The 18,658-nt window shown below is 66.7% G+C and carries 15 protein-coding genes; 8 read left to right on the plus strand and 7 right to left on the minus strand.

What is annotated here, in order from left to right; translation table 11 throughout:
- Positions 1 to 162: 162 nt before the first annotated feature.
- The 4 genes from KXV01_RS15125 (at position 163) to KXV01_RS15140 (ending at position 5,285) form a co-directional block, all read left to right on the plus strand.
- Positions 163 to 645 (plus strand): DUF3574 domain-containing protein, encoded by a 483-nt coding sequence (locus KXV01_RS15125; protein WP_049410962.1) that lies wholly within the window; start codon positions 163 to 165, stop codon positions 643 to 645.
- 36 nt (positions 646 to 681) lie between these two features.
- Positions 682 to 1,536 carry an SH3 domain-containing protein gene (locus KXV01_RS15130; RefSeq protein WP_263467906.1) on the plus strand — a complete coding sequence of 285 codons (855 nt, stop codon included), beginning with the start codon at positions 682 to 684 and terminating at the stop codon, positions 1,534 to 1,536.
- Positions 1,537 to 1,667: 131 nt separating this feature from the next.
- A complete protein-coding gene (locus KXV01_RS15135; protein ID WP_263467907.1) occupies positions 1,668 to 3,386 on the plus strand; it encodes a thiamine pyrophosphate-dependent enzyme in 1,719 nt (572 codons plus the stop codon).
- 288 nt (positions 3,387 to 3,674) lie between these two features.
- The gene (locus KXV01_RS15140; RefSeq protein ID WP_111096904.1) at positions 3,675 to 5,285 is read left to right on the plus strand and encodes a hypothetical protein; all 1,611 of its coding nucleotides are present in this window, start codon (positions 3,675 to 3,677) and stop codon (positions 5,283 to 5,285) included.
- 165 nt (positions 5,286 to 5,450) lie between these two features.
- Here the strand turns inward: KXV01_RS15140 and KXV01_RS15145 are convergent, their stop codons facing one another.
- A complete protein-coding gene (locus KXV01_RS15145; RefSeq protein ID WP_019660153.1) occupies positions 5,451 to 6,161 on the minus strand; it encodes a glutathione S-transferase in 711 nt (236 codons plus the stop codon).
- A gap of 169 nt (positions 6,162 to 6,330) precedes the next feature.
- Between KXV01_RS15145 and KXV01_RS15150 the strand changes: the two genes are divergently transcribed.
- The 3 genes from KXV01_RS15150 to KXV01_RS15160 all read left to right on the plus strand — a co-directional run bounded on the left by KXV01_RS15150 (position 6,331) and on the right by KXV01_RS15160 (position 10,558).
- Complete coding sequence (locus KXV01_RS15150) at positions 6,331 to 7,152, plus strand: DUF3014 domain-containing protein (protein WP_111096903.1); 822 nt, start codon at positions 6,331 to 6,333, stop codon at positions 7,150 to 7,152.
- A 181-nt stretch (positions 7,153 to 7,333) separates the two neighbouring features.
- Positions 7,334 to 9,919, plus strand: a complete 2,586-nt coding sequence (gene clpB / locus KXV01_RS15155; RefSeq protein WP_111096902.1) for an ATP-dependent chaperone ClpB — start codon at positions 7,334 to 7,336, stop codon at positions 9,917 to 9,919.
- A gap of 93 nt (positions 9,920 to 10,012) precedes the next feature.
- Complete coding sequence (locus tag KXV01_RS15160; RefSeq protein ID WP_238378509.1) at positions 10,013 to 10,558, plus strand: hypothetical protein; 546 nt, start codon at positions 10,013 to 10,015, stop codon at positions 10,556 to 10,558.
- A gap of 39 nt (positions 10,559 to 10,597) precedes the next feature.
- Here the strand turns inward: KXV01_RS15160 and KXV01_RS15165 are convergent, their stop codons facing one another.
- The 3 genes from KXV01_RS15165 to KXV01_RS15175 form a co-directional block, all read right to left on the minus strand.
- A complete protein-coding gene (locus tag KXV01_RS15165; RefSeq protein ID WP_100478649.1) occupies positions 10,598 to 11,398 on the minus strand; it encodes a MipA/OmpV family protein in 801 nt (266 codons plus the stop codon).
- 140 nt (positions 11,399 to 11,538) lie between these two features.
- Entirely contained in the window at positions 11,539 to 12,828 is a 1,290-nt protein-coding gene (locus KXV01_RS15170) for an ATP-binding protein (protein WP_049412122.1), read from the minus strand.
- The gene (locus KXV01_RS15175; protein ID WP_005418539.1) at positions 12,825 to 13,562 is read right to left on the minus strand and encodes a response regulator transcription factor; all 738 of its coding nucleotides are present in this window, start codon (positions 13,560 to 13,562) and stop codon (positions 12,825 to 12,827) included. The genes KXV01_RS15170 and KXV01_RS15175 overlap by 4 nt, the downstream gene beginning before the upstream one ends.
- 180 nt (positions 13,563 to 13,742) lie before the next feature.
- Between KXV01_RS15175 and KXV01_RS15180 the strand changes: the two genes are divergently transcribed.
- Positions 13,743 to 15,029: an aminotransferase class V-fold PLP-dependent enzyme gene (locus tag KXV01_RS15180; protein ID WP_111096901.1), complete on the plus strand. Its 1,287-nt coding sequence runs from the start codon at positions 13,743 to 13,745 to the stop codon at positions 15,027 to 15,029.
- 424 nt (positions 15,030 to 15,453) lie between these two features.
- Here KXV01_RS15180 and ybaL read toward each other — a convergent pair whose 3' ends face one another.
- From ybaL to KXV01_RS15195, 3 genes are all read right to left on the minus strand, one after another.
- Positions 15,454 to 17,151, minus strand: a complete 1,698-nt coding sequence (ybaL, locus tag KXV01_RS15185; RefSeq protein WP_099487614.1) for a YbaL family putative K(+) efflux transporter — start codon at positions 17,149 to 17,151, stop codon at positions 15,454 to 15,456.
- A 194-nt stretch (positions 17,152 to 17,345) separates the two neighbouring features.
- The gene (locus KXV01_RS15190; RefSeq protein WP_053091798.1) at positions 17,346 to 18,227 is read right to left on the minus strand and encodes an XVIPCD domain-containing protein; all 882 of its coding nucleotides are present in this window, start codon (positions 18,225 to 18,227) and stop codon (positions 17,346 to 17,348) included.
- A gap of 9 nt (positions 18,228 to 18,236) precedes the next feature.
- On the minus strand, positions 18,237 to 18,545 hold the full coding sequence (locus KXV01_RS15195) for a hypothetical protein (RefSeq protein WP_005418535.1): 309 nt from the start codon (positions 18,543 to 18,545) through the stop codon (positions 18,237 to 18,239).
- Positions 18,546 to 18,658: the final 113 nt, after the last annotated feature.

The raw sequence follows: 18,658 nt of genomic DNA on the forward strand, positions 1-18,658 counted from the left end.
ATCCATCCGGATGAAGCGATATATTATCTTCGCGTGATGGCCGGTGCCGATGCAAGTCCCTGCCGGTCCGGCATGAGCTGATGCCCGGTTGGCATCAGCACGCCGGGCCGGTGGCGCTGTACGCTGCCGGCTCGCCTTGTCCCCTTCCCCGGAGCTGTACCGATGAAACACCTTGGCCTCGTCTTCGCCGTGCTGTTGGCCACCAGCGGCTGCGCCAGCCTCTCTTCGCAGGCGCCCAGCGCCTATGCCACGGCCACCACCGCCGAACTGAAGGGCGATGCCGCACGCCCGTCCGCCGGCCACGGCTGGGTGCGCAGCGAGCTGTACTTCGGCGTAGGCGAAGAGCAAGGCGCCGGTAACCGCCCGCAGGCCGACACCATCAGCGAGGCGCAGTGGCGCACCTTCCTGGACAAGGAAGTGACCCCGCGCTTCCCGGATGGCCTGACCGTGTTCGATGCCTATGGCCAGTGGCTGTTCCGCGGCGATGCCGCGCCCAACCGCCTGCGCACCAAGGTGCTGGTGGTGCTGCATGAGGACACCCCGCAGCGCCGCGCCGATATCGAAGCGATCCGCCTGGCGTGGAAGCAGCAGACCAGGCATCAGTCGGTGCTGTGGTCGCGGCAGCCGGTCGAGGTATCGTTCTGAGTTGAAGGTGCCGCCGCGGTGCCGCAGGGAGCAATGATGAACTACAGGGAATGCCTGCTGGGCCTGGCGCTGGCCGGCGCGCTGGCACCGACGGCGCAGGCGGAGGACGAGGGCGAAACGCTACGGTTTCAGGTGGCCGCGCATGTGCAGGCGCATGCCGATCCCCAGCAGGACGGCAGCATTGCAGTGCAGCTGTCGCCGTCGGGCAAGCGCCAGACGTTGGAGGGCGCGGTGGATGCCGACGGCCATTCGCGCTGGTCGCTCGAAGATGTCGATTTCGATGGCTACCCGGAACTGGTCGCACGCGCTTCGGTGGGCATGGTCAACGAAGCGGTGGCGGTGTACCGGTTCGATCCGGCCGTTGAGGCATTCCGCGCGCTGCAGGCCGACACCCACGGCAAGGACAGCTGCGGTGAGCTGATGGGGCTGACGGTTGACCGTCCCAGCCGCACGCTGACCAGCAGCTGCCGCAGCGGCCCGATGTGGTACACCGACCAGTACCGCTTTGCAGGCGCGACGCTCCATCTGTACCGCGCCGAGCGTGTGCTGATGCTGGGCGATACGGTGAACGCCGCGCTGCGTTGGGAGCAGACCGATGAGCAGGGCCCGCTGGCGGTCTGGCGCACCTATGATCCCGCCGGCCGAGTATTGGAAAGTGCCATTGCCGATGGCCTGGGCGCACCGCCGGATGGACCGTTGCGTGGCCAGCAGGCCACCGTGGCACCGGCACGGCTGTTCCTGTTCGACCGGCCCGGCGCATCCACCACCAGGCGTTACCTGGTGCAGGGAGACCGCGTGGAGATGCTGGATGAACAGGATGGCTGGGTGAAGCTGCGCTACCGCAACCCGAAGCAGGGCGCGGTGGTGGGCTGGATCAACGTCAACGATTGACGAAAAAGGGGACGGAGGGAATTAAGTCGTTTGTGCCGTTAACGACTTAATTCCCTCCGTCCCCTTTTTTTGCGGAGGCATCACTTCCTCGGGTCTAGCCTCGGACGTTCCCCCGTTTGAGGATGTATCCGATGAGCAAGCGCGTTGCCGAGATCGTTGTCGAGACCCTTCAGCAGGCGGGCGTCCGCCGCTGTTATGGCATCGTCGGCGACACCTTGAACCACGTCACCGATGCCCTGCACCGAAGTGACATCGACTGGGTGCACGTGCGCCATGAGGAAGTGGCAGCGTTCGCTGCCGGCGCCGATTCGCTGGTGAGCGGCGAGTTGACCGCCTGTGCGGGTTCCTGTGGTCCCGGCGGCCTGCACTTCATCAACGGCGTGTTCGAGAGCAACCGCAACCGTGCGCCAATGGTGCTGATCGCCAGCCAGGTGGTGACCAGCGAGCTGGGCATGGAATTCCCGCAGGAAGTGGATTTCAAGGCCGTCTATGGCAGCTGCACGGTGTTCTGCGAACAGGTGCACAGCCCGGAGCAGGCGCGACGCGTGGTGGCCCTGGCCTGCCAGGCGGCGATCAGCCGGCGTGGCGTGGCGGTAGTGATCCTGCCGGCCGACATCAGCCAGGCCGAGGTGAAGCACGATGTGCCGTTCTCGGTGCATTACACCCAGCCGGTGCTGCGCCCGTCCGATGCCGAGCTGCAGCGCATCACCGAACTGCTGGGGCAGGGCAAGCGCATCGGCATCTACGCCGGTGCCGGTTGCCAGGGCGCGCACGCACAGCTGCTGGAACTGGCCCGGCGCCTGCAGGCCCCGATCGCGCATACCTCGCGCGCGAAGGATTTCGTCGAGCCGGACAACCCGTACAACATGGGCATGACCGGCATCTTCGGCATCGAATCCGGCTTCCACACGCTGATGGAGTGCGACACGCTGCTGCTGCTCGGCGCCGACTTCGCCTGGGGCCAGTTCTACCCGGACAAGGCCACCATCATCCAGGTCGACCGCGATGGCAGCCACCTTGGCCGCCGCCACCCAGTGAACCTCGGCGTGGTCGGCGATATCGCACCGACGCTGGATGCGTTGCTGCCGATGCTGCCGCCGCGCGAGGACAGCAGTTTCCTGGACGAGTGCATCGAGCATCGCGACAAGGCGCTGAAGAAGCGCGAACAGGAGGAGCAGCCGGGCGAAGGCGAATTGATCCATCCGCAGCACCTGACCGCGCTGCTGTCGAAGCACGCCAGCGACGATGCGCTGTTCACCGCTGACGGTGGCTCGCCGATGGTCTGGGTGCTGCGCCATATCCGCGTCAACGGTCGCCGCCGCACGCTGACCAGCCTGCTGCACGGCACGATGGCCAATGCAATGCCGCAGGCACTGGGCCTGCAGAAGGCCTTCCCCGGCCGGCAGGTGATTTCGCTGTCCGGCGATGGCGGCCTGGCGATGCTGCTGGGCGATCTGTTGACGGCGGTGCAGGAAAACCTGCCGATCAAGGTGGTGGTGTTCAACAATGGTTCGCTGAACTTCGTCGAGCTGGAGCAGAAGGTGGAAGGCCTGCTGGACAACTACACCGACCTGAAGAACCCGGATTTTGGCCGCCTTGCCGAAGTGATCGGCTTCCACGGCCGCACGGTGACGCGCAGCGAGGATTTGGAGGAGGCGGTGCAGGATTTCCTGTCGCAGCGCGGACCGGCATTGCTGGACGTGCACACCAGCCGCGCCGAGCTGGTGATGCCACCGCAGATCGAAGCCAAGCAGGTCGCCGGCACGGCGCTGTATGCGGCCAAGGCGGTGTTGAACGGCCGCTTCGACGACGTGAAGCATCTGCTGGTGGACAACTTCCTGAAGAAGTGAGGGGGGCGATGCAGGGCTGCGCCCTGCACCCGCGGTAGTGCCGGCCGCTGGCCGGCAACAGCAACAGCAACAGCAGAAGCGGGTTTCCTGAGGAATGGCGGGGTGGGCCCGGTTACGGCGTCCCCCGCGCCATCTACCCGACCGGCCCAACCCAGGAAATCGCCGTCCGCGACCAACCCAGCCACGAGGGGCCCCGCCGTCGGCTGGAACCCCTCATTCCACTGCGGAATTGGCGCCCAGGCCCCGCTGGGCCTACCATCGGCGGTCCCCACCCCCACCGCCCCTTCCATGTCCGCTCCCGCTTCCGCCGCACCGCGTCGCTGGTTCGTCGCCGGCGACTTCAACGGCTTCTTCGGCCTGGTCGTCGACAACCTCTCCATCCTCGGCTTCATCGCCATGGCCCTGGTCGGGATCTTCCAGTTCCCCGCCGACGTGGTGTTCGGCCGCATGTTCCCCGGCACGGCCTTCGGCGTGCTGATCGGCAACCTGCTGTACACCCTGATGGCGCGCCGGCTGGCCGCGCGCACCGGCCGCGACGATGTCACCGCCATGCCGCTCGGCCTGGATGCCCCGACCAGCATCGGCATGGCTCTGCTGGTGCTCGGCCCGGCGTTCCTCGCTTTCAAGCAGCAGGGCATGGACCCGCACGCGGCGGGCATCGCCACCTGGCAGCTGGGTATGGCGGCGCTGGTCATCATGGGCGTGCTCAAATTCGTGCTGTCGTTCTTCGGTGAAGCGGTCACCCGCGCGCTGCCGCGTGCCGCGCTGCTGGGTTCCATCGCCGGCATCGCGCTGGTGCTGATGGGCCTGCTGCCGCTGCTGGAAACGCTGCGCTCGCCGCTGGTCGGCTTCACCACGCTGGGCCTGCTGCTGTATGTGCTGATCGCCAAGGGCAAGTTGCCGGTGCGTGGCCCGGGCGTGCTGCTGGCCTTCGTGTTCGGCACCGTGCTGTACTACGGCCTCGGTCTGGCCGGGCTGGGTGCGCCGGGCTTTCATGTGCCGGCGTGGGTGCCGCCGCAGGTGGTGCTGCCGCTGCCGACGCTGGGCTTCCTCGACGGCCTGCCCACCGCGATGACCTACCTGCCGCTGCTGCTGCCGTTCGGCCTGCTCATGGTGGTCGGTGGCATCAACGTATCCGAAAGCGCGCGCGCAGCCGGTGACGACTACCGCACCCGCGACATCCTGCTGGTGGAGGCGGTGGCTACGCTGGTGGCAGGCGTCTGCGGCGGCGTGGCGCAGACCACGCCGTACATCGGCCAGCCGGCGTACAAGCACATGGGCGCGCGCAGCGGCTATACGCTGCTGACCGGCCTGTTCGTCGGCATCGGCGGCATGCTCGGCATCATCTCCGGTCTGGTGCAGTGGTTGCCGCTGGCGGTGCTGGCACCGATCATCGTGTACGTGGCCATCGACATCACCACGCAGGCGTTCCAGGCCACGCCGCGCCACCATGCCGGCGCGATGGTGCTCGGTTTCCTGCCGTCGGTGGCCTACCTGCTGGCGATCAAGGCACCCGGCTGGATCGCACCGGATCAGCTGCCGCAACTGCTGACCAAGCTCGACGGCCACGGCCTGCCGGAGCTGGCGGTGATCTTCACCCTGGGCAATGGCTTCATCATCACCTCGATGCTGTGGATTTCGGCGGTGGCGGCGATGGTCGACGGCCGCCTGCGCCGTGCCTGCAGCTTCCTGCTGGTGGCTGCGTTGCTGACACTGTTCGGGCTGATCCACTCGGTGGATCCGCGCGGCGGCATCTACCTGCCGTGGGACCTGGAAGGATTGGCGCGCATCATCAGTTTGCAGTTTGCCGGTGCCTACGTGGCCCTGGCGGTGCTGCTGGGCCTGCTGTCGCTGCAGAAGCAGCCGGTGCAACCGCTGGGTGATCGCACCGATCATTGACCGGTGACGCCGGGCATGGCCCGGCGCTACCGCTCCTTCCACTTCTGGTGCTCTGTAGAGCCGAGCCTGCGCTCGGCTGCTCTGAGCCGAGCATGGCTCGGCCCTACAGGGGCGTGTTGCAGGCGGCGAATGATCACAGCCCGCTCTGCCGGCCAGCGGCCGGCACTACCGTTCGGCGTCCAGCTCCGGGTAATGGCGGAAGATGCCATTCGTGTTGAACGCCAGACGTCGTTCCGAGGCCAGATAGGCGGCGATGTTCGGCCGCTTCGCCACCCGCGCCTGCAGCGCGCGCAGCAGCGGCAGGGTGGACGCCAGTGCCTGCATGCGGCGTGGAAACATGTAGTCCAGCCCACTCAGCAGCTGGAACAGCGACAGATCCACGTACGAATGCTCGCGCAGTGCATGGCGGCCACCGTTGGCGGCCAGCACCCGTTCGAAGTAGCCCAGGAACTTCGGCAGGCGCTCGCTGCGCAGCGACGCGGCACGCGCCTTGGCCTCAGTCTTCTGCGCTTCGTAGTACTTCGATGCGGCAATCGGATGGTGGGTGTCATGCACTTCGGCTACCAGATCGGCGATGGTCAGCTGCAGTTGCAGCGCCTGCATCCGCCGCGATGCGGCCTGCGGCACCAGGTCCAGCGTCGGGCCGAGGAAATCCAGGATCGCGGCGACCTGCGCAATGACCTGGCGACCGGCCTTCAGGAACGGCGGCGCGAAGGGCTGCGGGCCTTCGCTGTGGCCCTCCAGGAACGGCTGCATCACCGCATCACCGTGCACCCGCGCCATGTCGATGTAGTCGGCGCCGGCATCTTCCAGCGCCAGCCGCACGAACTCGCCCCGGCCCTGGATGCCGGTCCAGTAATACAGCGCGTACTGCATGGCAGTGTCTCCGCAGGACAAGGCCCCCAGCCTCGCGCGCGGCATGCAAAGCAGGCGTGAGCGCGGCTTTGGCGCAGGGCGAAGCCGAACGGCAGCGGAACAGGCGGGGAACCGGCTGGAACCGGTGGGGTCACACCTTCTCCATGCGTGTGAAACGAGGTGCTGCATCATGCAGAGTGCAAAGGCGGTATGGCCCTGGGTGCTGGGCGTGGTGGTGATCGGCGGCGCGGGCGGTTGGTTGTTCCGGGATCAGCTGAAGCACCTGGTAGATGGTGTTTCGGTGCCGGTGCAGTCAACTCCCGTCAGCACCAGCGCAGCGCCACAACCGCAGGCGGCCGCGGAACCCTCGCCAGCACCGCCGCCGATCAGGCATCCGCTGGATACCGAGGCCGCCGCCGACCCAGCGCTGCCCAAGCTGGCCGATAGTGACGCGGCCGCCTGGGGCGCATTGAGCCAGCTGTTCCAGGGCGAGGGGCCGATGACCCTGCTGCTGCGCGATCACCTGATCCAGCGCCTGGTCACCCAGGTCGACAACCTGGACAAGCCAAGCGTGCCGCCGACGGCGCTGGCCGCACGGCCGCTGCCGGGCAACCTGCAGGTCGAGCCTGGCGAGGGCGGGGAACGCATCGCGGCAAGCAACTCGGCACGTTACGCGCCCTATGTGCAGGCGTTCACTGCGCTGGATCCGGCGGCAACGGCTACCGCGTACAAGCGGTTCTATCCGCTGATCCAGCAGGCCTATGTGGACCTGGGCCGACCCGACGGATATTTCAATGATCGCCTGGTCGCGGTGATCGACCATCTGCTGGAGACCCCGGAACTGGCGCAGGCGCCGTTGGTGCAGCGCGATGAGCGCGGTCGCTACCGCTTCGTCGATTCCACCCTGCAGTCGCGCTCGATAGGCCAGAAGGCGCTGTTGCGCATGGACGCCCCGCAGGCGCGGACAGTCAAGCAGCAGTTGCGGGCGCTCCGCTCTGCAATCACCCGCTGAACCGGTCCACTGCGCCGAACTGATCGGGATCAACGCGCCGACCACACCCGTTCCGGCATGCTGGCCGCAGGCTGACTGGCCTCGGGGTGCAGTCGCAGCCACCCTTGAAACGGGGTGGGGCAACCGCATCTTCCCAGCATCGCCGGCGCGGGCCGGCCCTGATGACCGATGAGGATTCGCAATGCGGATGGACAAGCTCACCTCGCGTTTCCAGCAGGCGCTGGCAGACGCACAGTCGCTGGCCGTGGGCCGCGACAACAGCATCATCGAACCTGTTCACCTGTTCAGCGCGCTGCTGGACCAGCAGGGCGGCAGCACGCGCCCGCTGCTGGCCCAGGCCGGGGTGAACGTGCCGGTGCTGCGCGAGCGCCTGTCCGAGGCGCTGGACGCGCTGCCCAAGGTGTCCGGCCAGGCCGGCAACGTCTCGATGGGCAATGACCTGGGGCGCCTGCTGAACCAGACCGACAAGCTGGCCCAGCAGCACGGTGATGCCTTCATCGCCAGCGAGTGGTTCGTGCTGGCGGCGCTGGAGGATGGTGGCACGCTGGGCATGGCGCTGCGCGCCGCCGGTGCCGACAAGACCCGCCTGCAGGCGGCCATCGATAAGCTGCGCGGCGGCGAGAACGTGCAGTCGGAGAATGCCGAGGAACAGCGGCAGGCACTGGAGAAGTACACCATCGACCTGACCGCGCGTGCCGAGAGCGGCAAGCTCGACCCGGTGATCGGCCGTGACGAGGAAATCCGCCGCACCATCCAGGTGCTGCAGCGTCGGACCAAGAACAACCCGGTGCTGATCGGCGAGCCCGGCGTGGGCAAGACCGCGATCGTGGAAGGGCTGGCCCAGCGCATCATCAACGACGAAGTACCCGAAGGCCTGCGCGGCAAGCGCGTGCTGTCGCTGGACATGGGCGCGCTGATCGCTGGGGCCAAGTTCCGCGGCGAATTCGAGGAGCGCCTGAAGGGTGTACTCAACGACCTGGCCAAGAACGAAGGCCAGATCATCCTGTTCATCGATGAGCTGCATACCATGGTCGGCGCGGGCAAGGCCGACGGTGCGATGGATGCCGGCAACATGCTGAAGCCGGCGCTTGCACGCGGCGAGCTGCACTGCATCGGTGCGACCACGCTGGACGAATACCGCAAGTACATCGAGAAGGACGCTGCGCTGGAGCGCCGCTTCCAGAAGGTGTTCGTCGGCGAACCCACGGTGGAGGACACCATCGCGATCCTGCGCGGGCTGAAGGAAAAGTACGCCGTGCACCACGGTGTGGAAATCACCGACCCGGCCATCGTCGCCGCCGCCACGCTGTCCAACCGCTACATCACCGACCGCCAGCTGCCGGACAAGGCCATCGACCTGATGGACGAGGCTGCCTCGCGCCTGCGCATGGAGATCGACTCCAAGCCGGAAGAACTGGACCGCCTGGAGCGCCGGGTGATCCAGCTGAAGATCCAGCGCGAGATGCTGAAGAAGGAGAAGGACGAGGCCTCGCGGCAGCGCCTGGCCGACCTGGAAAACGACATCGACGGGCTGGAGCGCGAGTTCTCCGACCTCAATGAAATCTGGAAGTCGGAGAAGGCCGCGCTGCAGGGCGCCACCAAGATCAAGGAACAGGTCGAGCAGGCCAAGCTGGAGCTGGAAGCTGCGCAGCGCCGCCAGGATTTCGCCAAGATGAGCGAAATCCAGTACGGCCTGTTGCCGCAACTGGAGAAGCAGCTGGCCGCCGCGCAGGAAGCCGAGCACAAGGACTTCAAGCTGGTACAGGACCGCGTGACCGACGAGGAGATCGCCGAGGTCGTATCGCGCTGGACCGGCATCCCGGTCAACAAGATGCTCGAAGGCGAGCGCGACAAGCTGCTGCGCATGGAAGAGGTGCTGCACAACCGCGTGGTCGGCCAGGAGGAAGCGATCAAGGTCGTCTCCGATGCCGTGCGCCGCTCGCGTGCAGGCCTGTCCGATCCGAACCGTCCGGCCGGCTCGTTCCTGTTCCTCGGCCCGACCGGCGTCGGCAAGACCGAACTGTGCAAGTCGCTGGCCGAGTTCCTGTTCGACAGCGCCGACGCGATGATCCGCATCGACATGAGCGAGTTCATGGAGAAGCACAGCGTCGCCCGCCTGATCGGCGCCCCCCCGGGTTACGTCGGCTACGAGGAAGGCGGCTACCTGACCGAGGCGGTGCGTCGTCGCCCGTATTCGCTGATCCTGCTGGACGAAGTGGAGAAGGCGCATCCGGATGTGTTCAACATCCTGCTGCAGGTGCTGGACGATGGCCGCCTGACCGACGGCCAGGGCCGCACCGTGGACTTCCGCAACACCGTCATCGTGATGACCTCGAACCTGGGCTCGCACCAGATCCAGGACATGAGCGCCGACGACAGTCCGGAGGCCTACACGCAGATGAAGGCGGCGGTGATGGGCGTGGTGCAGGCGCACTTCCGTCCGGAGTTCATCAACCGCCTGGACGACATCGTGGTGTTCCACCCGCTGGACAAGCAGCAGATCAAGCAGATCGCGCGCATCCAGATGCGCGGGCTGGAGAAGCGCCTGGCCGAGCGCGGGTTGAAGCTGGCGGTCTCCGATGCGGCGTTCGATCTGCTCGGCAACGTCGGGTTCGATCCGGTGTATGGCGCGCGACCGCTGAAGCGCGCGATCCAGTCGCAGCTTGAGAATCCGCTGGCGCAGCGGATCCTGTCCGGTGCCTTCGTCAACGGTGACACCATCGAAGTCGGCAACGACGGGGGACGCCTGGTCTTCGCCAAGGCCTGAACCGGTGGCGCGCCTGCCATGGCGGGCGCGCCACCAACGCCTCAGCAAGGCACAATGATCCCGTTTCACTTTCGCAAGGACGAGGAGAACCGCATGGACGTTACCCGCAGCGTTTCACTCTGCATGGCGCTGGCGCTCGCCGCAGTTGCTGGACACGCCGCAGCCGTCGAACAGGTCCAGCTGCCGCCGATGAAGGGTTACCAGCAGGCCCACCAGAGCACCGACGCACAAGGCAACCGCATCACCGAGTACGTGCCGCAGGGCCAGACGGTGCAGGACTGGACCGACATGGTCACCGTCAACGATGCGCCGAACAGTGGCCATGTGAGTCCGCGCGAGTTCCTTGGCATCATCGAGGCGGGGTGGCGCATGGCCTGTCCTGCTGCGCAGAGCCACTGGATCCGCGAAGGCGAGGAGGGCGGACGGCCATTCGCGCTGCTGATGCTCAGTTGCCCGCTGAACCCCGGCACCGGCAAACCGGAGTTCACCTGGATCAAGGGCATGCAGGGCAGGCAGGGCTTCCACACCGTGCAGAAGTCGTTCCGCGCCGAACCGGAGAAGGACGACGTCGTGCAGTGGATCGGCTGGCTGCGCGAGGTTGGCTTGTGCGGCAGCGGCGACGCCCCGGCCTGCCGCTGATCGCAGCAGAAGAGGGCGCCCAGCGGCGCCCTTCGTGCATCAGAAGCGGTGCGTATAGCCGCTCATCACGCCGAACTGGTTGGCCTTCTGCACGATCGGGCTGTCGGCGGCATCGCCGAGCAGGCGCGTGCCTTCGGCCGAGATGTACCAGTTGCCGTTGCGGCCCACGCGGTGGCTCCATTTCAGGCCGACACCGGCGCTGACCAGGCCGGCCTTCGGCCTGTGCTCGGCGAAGCCGGTGCGCGCCGCCTGTTCCGGGCTGACGCCATACCAGGTCTGCATGTAGCCACGGTTGCCGTAATCGGTGGAGACGCTGCCGCTGACCACGCCGCCGGCCAGGTCGAACAGCGGCATGCTCAGGTTCAGGTGGATCTGCTGGGTGGCCAGGCCGTTTTCGGCCTTGTCCTCGTCCTTGCGGGTGAACTGCCAGGAGCCGCTCAGCACGGCTTCGCCCAGCGTATAACCAGCCGAGACACCGACCAGGGGACGGGAATCGATATCGCCCATGCCGCGCAGGAAGTCCGAACCACCGAGCAGCGAATCCTTGTCCTTGCGGATGCCGCTGGCACCGACGTAGGCGCGCACGCGGGTGTGCTCGCCGAGGGAGGTACCCCAGCCGATGCCACTGGTGCCCAGAAACCAGCCTCCCGGCGAGGTGACATCGAAGGACAGCGAAGGCGTCGCACGGTACTCCTCGCTACCGCTGTAGCGCGGTGCCACGCCGCCACCGGCGGCGAGCTCGAAGGTCCAGTGGTCATCCTTGGCGTGGGCGATCGGGGCAGCGAACAGTGGCAACAGGGCCAGGCAGAGCAGGGTGGGGGAACGGCGAAGCTGGGACATGGAAACTCTCGACAATGGGAGGAAAGCAGCGCGCGCATCCAGCGAGTGCTGCAGGGTCGTCAGCGTGGCGATACGCCGGCGACCGATCCGTCCGCAGTTGTGCGGGAGTTGTAATCAACTGTAATTGCGCCCGTGGGCGTTCAGCTGGCAGCCAGCGGCCAGTGCATTTCCAGGCGTGCGCCGCCGAGGGCGGCGCGACCGATGCGCAGCTCGCCGTGGTGGCGTGCGGCAATGCGGCCGACGATCGCCAGGCCAAGGCCGAAGCCGCCGGTGTCGCGGCTGCGGCTGTCATCCAGGCGGGTGAACGGGCGGACCACCTTTTCGCGGTCAGCCTCGGCGATGCCGGGGCCGTCGTCGTCCACGCGCAGGCAGGCGCGCCCGCCCACACCCACCAGCGACACGTCCACCTGCGAGCGCGCGTGGCGCAGGGCATTGCCGACCAGATTGCTCAATGCCAGCTGCAGCAGGCGCGGTTCCGCGTCTACCCGTGGCAGGGTGCTGGGCTGCACGCGCAGCACCACGCCAGCACGTTCGGCATCGCGGCGGGCATCGGCCAGGCAGGCCTGCAGCCAGTCGTTGGCTTCGATCCGCTGCATCGGTTCGCCCTCGCCCGGATGTTCGAGCCGTTCGTAGGCCAGCAGTTCGCTGACCAGCCGGTTGAGCTCGGCCAGGTCGCCATGCAGGCCCTGCGCCAGTCGTTCGCGGCGCTCGCGGTCATCGCTGTCCTGCATCAGGTCCAGGCCGAAGGCCACGCGCGCGATCGGCGTGCGCAGTTCGTGCGAGATCGCATGGGTCAGGTCGCGCTGGCGCTGCACCAGTTCGGCCACGCGTGCGGCCATGCGGTTGGAGTGATCGACGATGACCCGGATCTGCGAGCGTGGCGAAACCTGCGCGCGTGCCTGCAGATCGCCGGCGCCGATGCGGTCGGCATGCACGCGCAGGGCCTCCAGGTCGCGCCAGAGCAGGCGTACCCAGGCGTACAGGCTGGCGCCGACCAGCAGCAGGATGCTGAGGTAGGCCGCGATGGTCATGTACGTCGTCATCTGCACCGCGCCAGGCAGGCGCAGGTGCAACCAGCGACCATCGATGCCTTCGATGGGCAGCAGGACCTGCTGGTACTGATCGCGTACGATGAAGCCATCGGCCTGCACGGCTGCCTGTTCCTGCGGGGCCAGCGCGGGAGGCTTGTCGAGCAGGGTCAACGCGATGCCATAGTGCGGTTGCCACTGCTGCAGGCGCTCACGCTGCTGGCTACCGTCCAGGCCGGCCAGGCCGCTGCGCAGGGCGTACACCTGCCCGCGCACCTGCTGGACGAAAACGCGATCCTGCACGGGCGTATAGATGCTGTCGAGCACCCGGTTGAGAAAGAACACCGAGGCCAGGAAACAGGCGCCGGTGATGAACCACAGCCACAGGAACAGCCGCTTCATGCCGTCCAGGCCGACGGATTGAACTGGTAGCCGCGGCCCCACACGGTCTTGATCCGTCGTGGTTCGCGCGCATCGTCGCCGAGCTTGCGGCGCAGCTTGCCGATGCAGACGTCAACGCTGCGGTCCAGGCCGTCGAAGCCGATACCGCGCACCGCCTGCAGGATTTGGTCACGGGACAGGATCTGCCCGGGCTGGCTGGCCAGCAGCCACAGGATCTCGAATTCGGTGGTGCCCACGTCCACCGTGGCGCCGTGCAGGTGGACCTCACGCTGCATGCGGTCGATCAGCAGTTCACCGTGCATCAGCCGGCTGGGCGTGCCGGTGTTGCTGCTGCCGTGGCGGCGGCGCAGCAGGGCGCGCAGCCGGGCCAGAAGCAGGCGTGGTTCGATGGGCTTGTGCACATAGTCGTCGGCGCCCGATTCCAGGCCCAGCACCTGTTCGATGTCGTCCTCGCAGGCGGTCAGCATCAGGATCGGCACGTCGGAGAAGCTGCGGATCTGCCGGCACACGTCGATGCCGCCCAGGCCGGGCAGCATCAGGTCCAGCACCACCAGCTCCGGCGCGTGCTGGCGGCAGGCGGCGCCGGCCAGGTCGCCGCGTGCGATGTGCTGCACGGCGAAGCCATGCTGGTGGAGGTAGTCGCTCACCAGTTCGGCCAGGCGACGGTCGTCCTCTACCAGCATGACCGACGTAGGCGAACTGCTGGTGGTGGGATGCCAGGGCGATGGCTGCATGGGTGGGGCCTCCGTGCCCGGGCAGGAGCGCCCGGCGGCGCAGCCTAGCAACGCCCCATGACGACTGCCTGAATCGCGGCCAACCTGATAACCGCCGGTACGGGCGTCATCGCCAGCGGCTTTCAGCGGGCGGCCCCGGCTGGCCTATGGTGGCGGTTTCCCCGGATGGAGCCTGGTGCAATGAGCGACCCGCAGTGGCAACTGGAAACCCTGGCCGTGCACGGCGGTTACCGTCCCGACCCGACCACCCGCGCGGTGGCGGTGCCGATCTACCAGACCGTGGCGTATGCCTTCGATGACACCCAGCATGGCGCCGATCTGTTCGACCTGAAGGTGCCCGGCAACATCTACACGCGCATCATGAACCCCACCACCGACGTGCTGGAGCAGCGCCTGGCCGCACTGGAAGGTGGCATCGGTGCGCTGGCGCTGGCCTCGGGGCAGGCCGCGATCACCTATGCCCTCCAGACCATCGCCGAGGCCGGTGACAACATCGTCGCCTCCAGCGCGCTGTACGGCGGCAGCCTCAACCTGCTGGCACACACGCTGCCGCAGTACGGCATCCAGGCGCGCTTCGCCGACCCGGCCGATCCTTCTGCGTTCGCCGCGCTGATCGACGAGCGCACCAAGGCGGTGTTCGTCGAATCGATCGGCAACCCGCGTGGCAACGTCACCGACATCGCCGCCATTGCCGAGGTGGCGCATGCTGCGGGTGTGCCGCTGATCGTCGACAACACCGTGGCTACGCCTTTCCTGCTGCGCCCGTTCGAGCACGGTGCCGACATCGTCGTGCACTCGCTGACCAAGTACCTGGGCGGCCACGGCAACAGCCTCGGCGGCGCCATCATTGACTCCGGCCGCTTCGACTGGGCGGCACAGCCGAAGCGTTTCGCCCGCCTCAACCAACCCGACCCCAGTTACCACGGCGTGGTCTATACCGAAGCACTGGGGCCGGCGGCCTACATCGGCCGCGCGCGGGTGGTGCCGCTGCGCAATACCGGCGCTGCGTTGTCGCCGTTCAATGCGTTCCTGATCCTGCAAGGCATCGAGACCCTGGCGCTGCGCATGGAACGCATCAACGCCAATGCACTGGCCGTCGCGCAGTTCCTGAAGGCGCACGACAAGGTCGCCTGGGTTCGTTACGCGGGACTGGCCGACGATCCCGAGCATGCCGCCGCGCAGCGCTACCTGGGCGGGCATGGCTCGGGCGTACTGACCTTCGGCCTGCCGGGTGGACGCGAGGCTGGCGCGCGCTTCCTCGACGCGTTGAAGCTGTTCACCCGTCTGGTCAACCTGGGCGACGCAAAGTCACTCGCCACCCATCCGGCCTCGACCACCCATCGGCAGCTGGATGCAGCGGAGCTGGCCAAGGCCGGGGTCAGCGAAGATACCGTGCGGCTGTCGATCGGCATCGAGCACATCGGCGACCTGCGCGCCGACCTGGAGCAGGCCCTGGCCGCCGCCTGATAGCCACGCGCTTGGTGCATATCGCCTCAGGCGATCACCGCCGGCCACGCGATGCGCTACGGTGGAACTGCCTCTCCAAGGCGTGGCAACGTGGCGATCCAGATCCCCGGTCGATGCGGGTCGACCGGGGATCTTTTTGTTTCCGGGGTCAGATCCGTTTTCCTGCCGAAAACGGATCTGACCCCGTGCGCCGCCGTGTCGACCAAGGTCGACATCCACCAACAGCAGCGGGGAACTGTCGAAGGCGGGGTGGGTCCGGTTGCGGGAGTGTCCGCGGCATGGATGCCGCGGCCAAGCCCCCATGGAAGGGTTTACGGCGTCTCCCGCAATCGGACCCACCCCGCCATCCCACGCTATGCCAGCTTTTGCCGTTGCCGTTGTTTCGGCAGGTGCAGGGCTGCAAGCCCTGCCGCACGCACGCCCCTCACACCACCGGGATGCTGTGCTGCCCCAGGTTCCGGTACGGCGGCGTGGACATCACCATCTCCGCCAGCGAATAGGCCAGCTCACGCTCGGCCATCACCGTGCCATCGGCACCATGCTCCAGCAGATGCTTCACTTCGGCATCGCTGTGCGCACGTGCCAGCAGGGTCAGGTCGGGGTTGATCGCCCGCAGCTTGGCCAGCGCCTCACCGGCTTCCAGCGGCTGTGGGATCGCCAGCACCGCGATCTTGGCGCGTTCCGGGTGGGCCTCGGCCAGCACCCGGTCGGCAGCGGCACTGCCGCGGATCGCCGCCAGGCCCTTGGCGTGCGCTTCCTCGACGTGTTCCTTGTTGTCATCGATCACCAGCACCGGCACGCCACGGTCGCGCAGCACCTGCGCCAGTTCGCTGCCGACGCGGCCATAGCCGATCACGATGGCGTGGTCATGCAGATCGCGCGACGGGCCGGTCGCCTCTTCCGGCTCCGGCGTTTGCGGCTGCTTTTCCTGCTTGGCCTGCCATCGGTCGAGCAGGCCGAACACCAGTGGGTTGAGCATGATCGACACCAGCGCGCCGGCCAGCACCAGCGACTGGCCTTCCTTCGGCAGGATCTGCAGCGCCACGCCGAGCCCGGCGATGATGAAGGCGAACTCGCCGATCTGCGCCAGGCTGGCCGAGATGGTCAGCGCGGTGCTGGTCGGGTGGCCGAATGCGCGCACGATGAAGAACGCCGCGGCCGACTTGCCGAACATGATGATGGCCACCGTCGCCAGCACCTGCCACGGGTGCTGCACGAGGATGTTGGGGTCGAACAGCATGCCGACCGAGACGAAGAACAGCACCGCGAACGCATCGCGCAGCGGCAGCGAATCGTGCGCGGCCTTGTGGCTCAGTTCCGATTCGTTGAGCAGCATGCCAGCAAAGAACGCGCCCAGCGCGAACGAGACGCCGAACAACATGGCCGAACCGAATGCCACGCCCAGCGCGATCGCCAGCACCGACAGAGTGAACAGCTCACGCGAACCGGTACCGGCGATGCGTTCCAGGATCCACGGGATGACCCGGCGCCCGACCACCAGCATCACCGCCACGAACAGGCCCAGCTGCACGAAGGTCCAGCCGATGTCGGCCAGCACGCTGCCCAGCGAGTGCGATTCCTTGGCTGCATCGGGGCCGAACACACCCGCCATCACCGGCATCATCACCAGCGCCAGTACGCAGGCCAGGTCTTCCACGATCAGCCAGCCGACCGCGATCTTGCCGCGCATCGTCTCCAGCAGGCGGCGTTCTTCCATCGCCCGCAACAGCACGACGGTACTGGCCGTGGCCAGCGAGAAACCGAAGATGACGCCATGGATGGCTGGCCAGCCCATCAGCGAGGCCACGCCCCAGCCGAGCAGGGTGGCCACTGCGATCTGGCCGATGGCACCGGGAATGGCGATGGCCTTGACCGCCATCAGGTCCTTCAGCGAGAAGTGCAGGCCGACACCGAACATCAGCAGCATCACGCCCAGTTCGGCCAGCTGGTTGGCCAGCGCCTGGTCGGCGACGAAGCCGGGGGTGAACGGACCTACGCAGATGCCAGCAACCAGGTAACCGACCAGGGGAGACAAGCGGAGCTTGTTGGCCAGCGCGCCGAAGATGAAGGCGAGCCCCAGGCCAACGGCAACGATGTTGATCAGGTCGGTGTCATGGTGCATCGGCACTCGCAGGAAATCGGGGGAATGCCCCGATTTTCACCGATGCGGCCACATACGGCAAACCCGGCCAGCGTATCGGATCGTTGCGTGGGCGGCTTGTGCGGGCGAGATATCAAGCCTTGTTGAGAGATGGCAGGCCCTGACGGGCCGAATGGTGCCTACCTATGGGGGGCTCCAGGCGTAGCCGTCGATGATCACACCATCTGCCGGCGCTGGGTCTCTTCCAGGGCAGGCTCGGCCTGCTGCGGCGAGGCGGCCAGCTGCTTGTCCAACTGATGAATCTGCCGCAGCGACTCCGCAACGGGTGGCTGAAGGGCCGTTTCAATGTTGATGTGGGCACGCAGATGGCCCGGGTCATCCAAGGCTCCTTGAATGACGAAGATGTTCTCCGGCCTTGGGGGCTGACCAGCCGGCAAGCCCAATACCACATGGTCGATCCGTTCCAGACCTTGTGCCCGGGCAAGTTGGGTGAGGCTGGCCGCCATGCGTTGGCTGGATTCATCAGATGCGCGACCCAGCGATGCGTCCAGCGCGTGGACGCCGGCGAGTGCCTGCTGGTGAAGCGATGCCGAGGCATCGCTCAGCGATGGGATGCTGGTTTCCGGCCGTTCGGTTGCCGGTTGCGGCTGCGAAGGACTGGTGGGCCGCACGCGCTCTGCCTTGCGAATGGACTCGATCAGCTCCCGCGGTGTATCGGTGAACAGCAGTTCGCCTGCATCCAGGGACTGCCCGGTAACCTTGTTCACGGTACTGGTCGCCCACGATGCGCAGGTATTGCCATATGACCAGGTGACATTTTCGCCCAAGGCCTGGTCAAGTCGCTTGACCTGCTCGGGAGTCAATTCGTAATAGCGTGAGGCCGAAGGTGTGGCCCGGGCTTCCATGCCTTCGCGGATGTCCGAACCTGGGCCATTGTCCTCAACGAGTGGATGGTTGTCTGGCCACAGGCCATGGAACGTCGTATGGCCGTTTCGCGTCACCGAGATCCAGGCGTGGCCGTCCACGAACTGATTGAACGACCCCTGTGTATTGGGATCTACGTGACTATGGATGCCGAGGACGACCTTGTCGCTCATGGGATGCCCTTACGGAAAAATCTGTGTTTCGCCATCGGCGTACAGCATCACCACGCGCGGCGCCATCAAGGGAATTTCCTGACGGGCCGGGCCAGCAGGTCCGGGCTTCACGTCGCGCCGCAGCATGGTTGTGCATTGGCCGGATATGGGGCAGCGATCAACAACGACTTTCATGGTGTCCCCTTCCACGACATAGCTCATCCCTGCCGCGTAATACATGCTTTCCATCGGTTCATTGAACTGGACCTGGAGCTTCGACGCGGAGAGCTGGGTGACGACGACCGGCTCAAGGCTCGATTTGGAATAGCTGGGTTTCACGTGATCTCCTGAACACCCTGACAGGGGGGCCGCCAGCGCAACCCACGCGAGCGCAGCGTACACATGGCGGCGAGTGATGCAGGCTCTCGTCACGGAGCGGCTCCTTCGTTGGT

The sequence above is a fragment of the Stenotrophomonas sp. Ps181 genome (assembly GCF_025697425.1).
Lineage (GTDB): Bacteria > Pseudomonadota > Gammaproteobacteria > Xanthomonadales > Xanthomonadaceae > Stenotrophomonas > Stenotrophomonas sepilia.

Excerpts from the sequence above, each read along its gene's own strand:
- KXV01_RS15180 (WP_111096901.1), top strand. The coding sequence starts at position 13,743 with ATGAGCGACCCGCAGTGGCAACTGGAAACCCTGGCCGTGCACGGCGGT.
- KXV01_RS15190 (WP_053091798.1), bottom strand. The coding sequence starts at position 18,227 with ATGAGCGACAAGGTCGTCCTCGGCATCCATAGTCACGTAGATCCCAAT.
- KXV01_RS15125 (WP_049410962.1), top strand. The coding sequence starts at position 163 with ATGAAACACCTTGGCCTCGTCTTCGCCGTGCTGTTGGCCACCAGCGGC.
- KXV01_RS15165 (WP_100478649.1), bottom strand. The coding sequence starts at position 11,398 with ATGTCCCAGCTTCGCCGTTCCCCCACCCTGCTCTGCCTGGCCCTGTTG.
- KXV01_RS15130 (WP_263467906.1), top strand. The coding sequence starts at position 682 with ATGAACTACAGGGAATGCCTGCTGGGCCTGGCGCTGGCCGGCGCGCTG.
- KXV01_RS15140 (WP_111096904.1), top strand. The coding sequence starts at position 3,675 with ATGTCCGCTCCCGCTTCCGCCGCACCGCGTCGCTGGTTCGTCGCCGGC.
- KXV01_RS15175 (WP_005418539.1), bottom strand. The coding sequence starts at position 13,562 with ATGCAGCCATCGCCCTGGCATCCCACCACCAGCAGTTCGCCTACGTCG.
- KXV01_RS15145 (WP_019660153.1), bottom strand. The coding sequence starts at position 6,161 with ATGCAGTACGCGCTGTATTACTGGACCGGCATCCAGGGCCGGGGCGAG.
- KXV01_RS15135 (WP_263467907.1), top strand. The coding sequence starts at position 1,668 with ATGAGCAAGCGCGTTGCCGAGATCGTTGTCGAGACCCTTCAGCAGGCG.
- ybaL (WP_099487614.1), bottom strand. The coding sequence starts at position 17,151 with ATGCACCATGACACCGACCTGATCAACATCGTTGCCGTTGGCCTGGGG.
- KXV01_RS15160 (WP_238378509.1), top strand. The coding sequence starts at position 10,013 with ATGGACGTTACCCGCAGCGTTTCACTCTGCATGGCGCTGGCGCTCGCC.
- KXV01_RS15150 (WP_111096903.1), top strand. The coding sequence starts at position 6,331 with ATGCAGAGTGCAAAGGCGGTATGGCCCTGGGTGCTGGGCGTGGTGGTG.
- clpB (WP_111096902.1), top strand. The coding sequence starts at position 7,334 with ATGCGGATGGACAAGCTCACCTCGCGTTTCCAGCAGGCGCTGGCAGAC.
- KXV01_RS15170 (WP_049412122.1), bottom strand. The coding sequence starts at position 12,828 with ATGAAGCGGCTGTTCCTGTGGCTGTGGTTCATCACCGGCGCCTGTTTC.